The organism is Pyrinomonas sp., assembly GCF_040289685.1.
Lineage (GTDB): Bacteria > Acidobacteriota > Blastocatellia > Pyrinomonadales > Pyrinomonadaceae > Pyrinomonas.
Window position 1 is genome coordinate 1 of the sequence record NZ_PSLQ01000101.1, and the last position, 7,043, is coordinate 7,043.

6 protein-coding genes are annotated in these 7,043 nt (G+C 60.7%); all 6 read right to left on the reverse strand.

Annotation, left to right across the window (positions count from 1 at the left end):
* Positions 1-300: 300 nt before the first annotated feature.
* Complete coding sequence (locus C4334_RS14160; protein ID WP_352432739.1) at positions 301-2,991, reverse strand: amylo-alpha-1,6-glucosidase; 2,691 nt, start codon at positions 2,989-2,991, stop codon at positions 301-303.
* A 176-nt stretch (positions 2,992-3,167) separates the two neighbouring features.
* On the reverse strand, positions 3,168-3,299 hold the full coding sequence (locus C4334_RS14165) for a hypothetical protein (protein WP_352432740.1): 132 nt from the start codon (positions 3,297-3,299) through the stop codon (positions 3,168-3,170).
* A 30-nt stretch (positions 3,300-3,329) separates the two neighbouring features.
* On the reverse strand, positions 3,330-3,527 hold the full coding sequence (locus C4334_RS14170) for a hypothetical protein (RefSeq protein WP_352432741.1): 198 nt from the start codon (positions 3,525-3,527) through the stop codon (positions 3,330-3,332).
* A 67-nt stretch (positions 3,528-3,594) separates the two neighbouring features.
* On the reverse strand, positions 3,595-4,224 hold the full coding sequence (locus C4334_RS14175; protein WP_352432742.1) for an HlyD family secretion protein: 630 nt from the start codon (positions 4,222-4,224) through the stop codon (positions 3,595-3,597).
* Positions 4,225-4,433: 209 nt separating this feature from the next.
* Positions 4,434-6,161, reverse strand: coding sequence for a TolC family protein (locus C4334_RS14180; protein ID WP_352432743.1), 1,728 nt, complete (start codon positions 6,159-6,161; stop codon positions 4,434-4,436).
* A gap of 499 nt (positions 6,162-6,660) precedes the next feature.
* The coding region (locus C4334_RS14185) for an efflux RND transporter permease subunit (protein WP_352432744.1) at positions 6,661-7,043 on the reverse strand (383 nt) is incomplete at its 5' end.

Genomic DNA, 7,043 nt, shown 5'->3' on the forward strand with positions numbered 1-7,043 from the left:
GGATGGAGCTTCTCGGCCTCGGCGAATCGTTGACTCTGCGTTCGACTGCGTAAGCCTCAAGTTATTGCGTAAGCCTCAAGTTATTTAACGTTTTAGCATAAAGCCTGAAGCAAGCACATCGCGGGGGATCAGATGCTAAGGGATCATGCACGGTCGAAGAGGCTTCACGGGCTTTTCACGGACGCGACGAGGCTTTCCCAGCATTGAGCTTTCGCATCGGGTGGCGAAAGCGGGGGCAGCGTTTCATCAGTCGCAATTTGACTGGTCAAAGCCGTCGGCGCTTTTTCGCCTTTTACAAGGTCAGCGCGTCGTCCGTCGCAGTTTGACCGTTACCGCTCGGCGCACGTAAGAATCGGGCGTCCCTTCGAAATCGACGAACAGTTCCTGATTGCTGGCGGACGCATTGCCCGAGGCGAAACGCGCGCCCTCGACCGCGGCGATTTGCGCTGCCGGATGAAGGCGCAGAACGTATGTCCTACCGCCCAAACCTTCAACGACGAGGCGCAACGCCTCTTGTTCGGCACGCGCGCGAAGAAGACGCAGCCCTTGGCTGCGTGCGCCCGGTTCGAGCACCGGCGGCTCGAGGATGACATCCGTTCCCTCGTCGTACTCGAAGACGATCTCAGCGGGAAGCGTTTCCACGGCGATGATGGCTCGTTGAACATCGCCGGTCCGCTCGATCTCGAAAGGCACGCGCCGCCCACCGACGCGCACTGCGCGCACGCGCGCGTCGAGCGGAAAGGCTGGACCGATGATCAACTTGCGGGCGAGTTGACCCGCAGCGGTCTCGGCCTCTCGCGTTGGAGCGAAGTCGGCGGAAGCTGAACCTTGGTGCTCGCTCGGCGCGACGTAGATCGTCATGCGTCCGCGCGCGCGCCGAAGCGTCAGATCGTATCTCGCTTCTCCAACGCGGAAGCGTTTCACGGCGACGCGCTCCCAGTGGGCCGGAAGCTGCGGCATGAAGCGCCACTCGCGTCCGCCGTTTACGGCTTCGAGTCCCAGCAGTCCGCGAACAAGCGGTGTGACGATCATCGCTTCGGACCAGACTTGATGATGAGACGAGCGCCCAAAGGCGACGTGGAAATCGCCGGAAAGAAGTTCCGTCGCGTAGCCCAACGCGCCGGTGAAAGAAAGGAGCGCATTCGACATCAGGGCCTGATAACCGATGTGTGGTCGGCCGTAACGGTAGGCACCCATAGCGACCCAGCCGGTGAACAAGGGCCAGACTGAGCCGTAGTGATACGAGAGCGGGTCGTAGAGTTGGCTTTGGTTGGAGATGATGCGCGCTCCCCAATCGGTCAACATCGCACCGCTCCCCAAGTGGTCCAGCTCGCTCTGCGCCCGCTCGTCGTCGAGCGTCCGCCACCACAAGGCGACCGCCGGCAGGACCGTATCCTCATCGATCAGCGTGGCGCGGCTCAATTCTTCCATCCGCTTTTGACGGCGCGCGCGGTTTGGCCCGCGCTCCGCTTCCGGTCTCTGCTTGCGCGGGCGATTGGTAGCGAAGGCGTAAAAACCGCGATCGGCCAACCAGTAAGTCTTTTCGGTGGCGACGCGCGTACGCTCAGCGTTCTCTCGCGCGACGGCAGCCAATTGCTGATCGCCCATCATCGCGGCGAGTTCGGCCATCGCGCGCGACGCCTCGATCCACACGCCCTGCATGTAGATCTCCTCATGCGGCGGATAGAGCGCGCCGCCTTCGACCCAACCGTGACCGACGCCAGTGTTCTCGACCAATCCGTTGCCATCAGCGTCCGTTTTAGCCGTGAAAAGGTAAGCACGCTCGATTGACTTCCACTGTTGGCGGATGAACTCCACATCTCCGCTCGCGCGCCAATAATCGGCATGTGCGATCACGTAGAGCGGCGTCGCATCGGCGCTCGCCCACGGATAAGCGTAATTCGTAAACCACTTGATGAGCGTTGCGCTCTGCGAGATCTCGTGCGGGATCTTGCCGTCCTCGCGTTGGAAGCTTCCCAGAAACCGCAACGCCGTGCGCACAGAGTTGAAATCGCCATAAGAGTTGATCGCCAGAGCGGTCCACAGGGCATCGCGTCCGAAGTACCACGCGAAACCGGGACGTTCGCTCTCGCCCGAAGTGCGAAATCCCGCCACCAATCCAGTGCCAAGCAGCGGGTTCTCCGCGATCCCCTTATCAATGCCGACTTTGGCCCAAACGAAAGCAGCGTTGAGATCTTCGTCCGGCGTATCAACCTCTAGCGTGTCGCGCTGCAAACGCGCGTAATGTTCGACGTTCTTCGCATAAAGCGGGCCGATCGAACCGAGCACGCGACGGTAGGTCGCGCGCGCGAACTCGCGCCCTTCAGTGCTGCCAACGACGACGATCGGAACGAAGAAACGGCGCGCTTGGTCCGGCAGGATGCGCATCCGAAAACGATTGGGAAGATCGCGCGGTTCTTCCTGATAAGGCATCACCGAAATGTCTTCGGCCAGCGGCGCGCCGATGATGCCGACCAAACAGTTGGTCTCCTCGGTCAGGTAATAGAGACGCTCGCGCTCATCCCAACTCAGATAGGCGGTCATTGAACCGGCAGGCCACATCAAGCGTAAGCGCGGGCGAAACGACGCCGTGACCGTCATGGGCAGAGTCGTCTCGACATCGAGCAACATGACGATGGCCGGCTCTTCGATGGGCGCGAAGACGATCTGGCGCACGGTGAAAGCGGCGTGCGCATAGGTGAAGACCGTCGCTTCGGGGCGCACGATGATGCTCTTGGCGATCTCCGGTCCATCGATCTCCAGCGGATACCCTTCGAGTTGAAACGAAAGGCGAAAGTCATCGAAGATCTTCAAAGGGTAGACCCACGCTTCGGCCGCTCGATTCTCGTAACCGAAAACGGCCGAACGCCGACCAACCACATCGAAGAACTCACCTGGCCGCGTCCGCCGCGTAAGCTGTAGCCCGCTGCGCGGAAGTTCGAAGCGCGGGATCAACCCGTCGGGCACGACGTTTTGTGCGTTCGCCGACATACAACAAATCAGCGCACAGAACCACGCGCGAACCGCTTTCGACAAGTTCACCTTTGACCGACACCCGAGAACGGAAGAGTCGCAGAACGCGCCGTAGATTCTACGACCGCTCTGGTGTCGGTTCAACTAGTCGGGATCGAACAAAGCGCCTGACGAAGGTCTTCCAAGCGGCTCGATCATGAGAAGATGATCGCCAAAAGCGTGGCGATGGCTGCTGTGATCATGGCGCGACGATTGATCCAACGCGCTTGGCGCCGCAGGGCTTCCACTAGCGCTTCGTCTTCGATCCGTTCTTCGCCGTCATCCATATTGCGCGTCCCGCGCGCCGCAAGCGCAATTCAAGTCTTCTCGCGCGCCTGCAAGAGACCTAAACCGGCGATCCAAAGCGGAAAGAAGATGACGATTCTGGACCAGCGCGGCGTTTGAAAGACGATCATCAAGAATGCCATCGCAACGCCGATCGCGAGCGCGGCGAAGCCAAGCAGTCGCCTCTTTCGCCTCTCTTTCGTCCCGATGTTGCAAACCTCGCCAGCCATCTTCCTTTACAAAAGGGTCAACGCTTCCACGATGTTGCTTCTTCCGCCCAGCTCTTCACGTGCGGGATCAACGTTTTCCGCCGAGCGTCGCAATGGGCTGTCCGGCACCGACACGTTGCCCCGGTTTGACGCTGATCACGCGCACGGTACCAGCAGATGGAGCGCGCGCGACGACCACCTCCTCCGTCACAGCCTGTTCGTTCGTCACGGGCGAACGCTGTTCAATTGCGAGCGCACTGACCGAAGCCCGTTCAGCCTCTTGCGCGCGCTGCAGACGTCGCTGCGCCTGTTCGTACAAAGCCCGCTCCGCATCGAGCTGTGAAGCGGGCATTTGTCCGGCAGCGACCAACGGCGCGAGACGTTGGATCTCAGCCTCGTGGCGGACCACTTCCGCGCGCGCCGCTTCCACTTCGTTCTGCGCCGAGCGGAACCTCATCGCCGCTCCGGATTGTTCGTTGCCATTGACGGCCTTTTCATGCCTCTCTCGGCGAACAACGATTTCGATCACCGGAGCGTTGGCGTTGACCTCGACGCCTTCAGACACCAACACGCGGTGCACTTCGCCGCTCGCTGGCGCCCTCACGACGATCAGATCTGCTGGCCGTAATTCTTCCTCGCGCTCTCGACGACAACTCAGCGGCAAGATCAATGCTGAAGCGAGAAGCAAGATCGGAACCAGAGTTAACGTTCGTCTCATCTGTGGGATTAGTCCCGAACCTCCGTTCCATCTCAGCCGCGTTCAAGACACCTGCTGTACGTGACTTTGAACGGTTCGTCTCGCACCTTTCGCTCTGCCCCGGCGCGGTTCGTCGTTTCGGCTCTCGATTCGTCTCACACCATTTTCCGCCCTTGATCGCTCTTTCCTTCAGTTCAGGCCGATCTTTCCGCCGCCGAGCGGGCCTGAACTCATTTCGCGTCGGAACGAACCTCTCGGCTGCTGTCGAAAGACGCGCCGGAGAGGAGTTCGCTCGCTTGACCTTCCGATTTCGCTTCGATGAAGAGCGCCCGTGCGTTCGATCCATCCCTTTGAATCGAGACGTTATGCGCCGAAAGCGTCACTCCGGTGGCGCGCTGGAATTCAGCGATGGCCTTGTTGAGATCCGTCTGGGCTTGCAGTTCGCGTCCGCGCGCGGCGATCAACTCCGTCTGCCGTTGGAGCACGAGGAAGACGGTGGTCGTCCCAGCGCGCAACTGCCGTTGTTCGCTCTCGTACTGCAACTCTGCTGACCGACGCGCCACCGCTGCTGCCGCCAGTCGCGCTTGCGCCGAACGCAGGGCTTGCAGCGCGTTGCGCACGTCGGCTTCGATCGTCTGTTCGAGCTGCGCGCGTTGCCGACTTATCGCTCGCCCTTCGGCTAACGCGCGACCGAGATTCGCTTCCGCCGTCCGATTGCGCAGCGGCAGCGCAATGCGCACGCCGACGCGATACGTCGGATAGTCTTGCCCTAGAAGGTTGGAAAGCGAAGTGAAGTAACCGCCGATCAAGTTTGGATTGATCGTGTTGGTCGTCCCCGTAGAACTCACCTGCAACGGCGGCAAGCCGAGTATGGCCGAGATGTCGTTGATGCGGTTGATGAGTTCCGGACTTGTGCCGCGCGGCGTCTGCACCGACTGTACGCGCGTTCCGGCTAAACCGTTCGACGTGTAGGTTCCAACCAGATCCACTTGCGGTTTCGTCTGATCGCGGAAGTAGCGCACATCGATCTCATTGATCTCGGCGCTCGATCGCAACTGCGCGATCTCCGGCCTGTTCTTGAGTGCGTCGCCGACGGCTTGTTCCAAACTGACGGTCGGCGGTTCGAGCTCAATGGGCGTAATGGGCGTGATGGCGCGCGACCATAACGGCGAGAGCCGATCGCTCAAGATGAGCGTTTTGAGCCTGTTTTCAGCGCGCGTCACCGCCTCTTGCGCTGCGTAGACGTTCTGCTCAAAGGTCGAAACCTGTGTTTGCGCGGCGACCACGTCGATGGGCGCGAGCACGCCTTTTTCGACCAAGCGTTGATTGCTTTCTAGCTGCGCGCGCGCCTGTTTGACGGCATCGATCTGCACCTGCAAGTTGCGCAACGCGAAGACCAAATCCCAGTAAGCCTGCTCGACTTGTGTGATCACTTCGATCACGCGCTGGCGAAACTGCGCATCGGTGAGCGAAAGGTTGCGTTTGGCGATTTCGATCTGCCGCCGGTATTGATCGAAACGCAATCCGCGCCACAACGGCTGCGCGTAAGTGAAGTTGAACGCGCTCGGGAACTGCGGGTTGAGCGTAGCGAATTGGTTGTTGGTCGTCAGACGCGACGAACTGAAATCGAACTGATACGAGCCACCAGCGAAAGGCAAAAGACCGACGAGCGAAAAGGTTCCAGTCGTGTTCGTCTGCGTCAGGACGCCGTTAGCGCCGCCGCCGATGGTGGAGCTGGTCGGCGTCGTGCGCCGTTCGAAGTAGTTCTCCAATGCGAGCGCCGGATCGTACGCGCCACGCGCGGCGCGCAAAGCGTACTCGGCGACCTCGACGTTGATGCGCGCGCCATCAATATCGTTGTTGTTGCGCAACGCCATGGCGATGGCATCGCGCAGAGTCAGCGGCAATTGATCGCGCACGTTGACGCCGACGCGATCAGGCGATGGCAGTGGTCGCAAAGGAGCAGCGAAAGTGGGCGCGACCGGTGGAGGCTCAGTCGGCAATTCGGTGGGCAGCAAGCCTGGAACTACACCGACGTTTCCCGCTGGAACTGGCGCTGACTGGACTGGTGCTGGCCCCGCGGGCGCGCTTTTGACAGGCGCGCTGGTCGCGTTGTTCCCTCTCGCTCCTCGTTGATCTTGGACGGAGGACGGCGGCAGCGCCGTGCTGGACCGACTGCCAGAAGATTGCGTTTCTGTGTTTGGAATCGAAGTCGCAGGAGCCAAAGCATCGGACCTGCGCGGCTGAGCGGTCTGATTCGGTTGCGCCGGTCGATCCGATGACGTTGGTTGAAGTGGGGTCTGCGGCGCCGTGTTGCTTTGTCCCAACGTCGGCAGAAAAGAGAGAAGAAAGGTGCCGATGAGCGAGGCGGCAATGTGTGCAACACTTCGTTCTGCACCCCGCCGTTGACGTTGGGGCAGGTCACGGAAGATTATCAGCCATGCTACCATCCCTCTTTCAATCACCCGAAGCTTGATCCACATAGCTCTTCTCTCGGTCGCGCTGTACGATCTCGTCGCGCGTCGCGCTCCGACCCCGCGCGAACAGACTCGCGCGCGCGCTGGCCAAGCCTTGCTTCAAACCATTCGTCCGAGATCGCGCGAAGGCTCCGGCGCGCTGCCACAAACGCAGTTCTTTTACGTCTTCAAAGAGCGAGTAGAAGACCGGCACAGCCAGAAGCGTCAACAACAAGCAGAGCGACTGGCCGCCCACCACCAACACGCCGATGGAGCGATTGGTCGCTGCGCCCGCGCCGCTTCCCAAGATCAGCGGAATCATGCCGGCGACGAGCGCGATGGTCGTCATCAGGATCGGACGCAAACGGTCGCGATTAGCCTGAA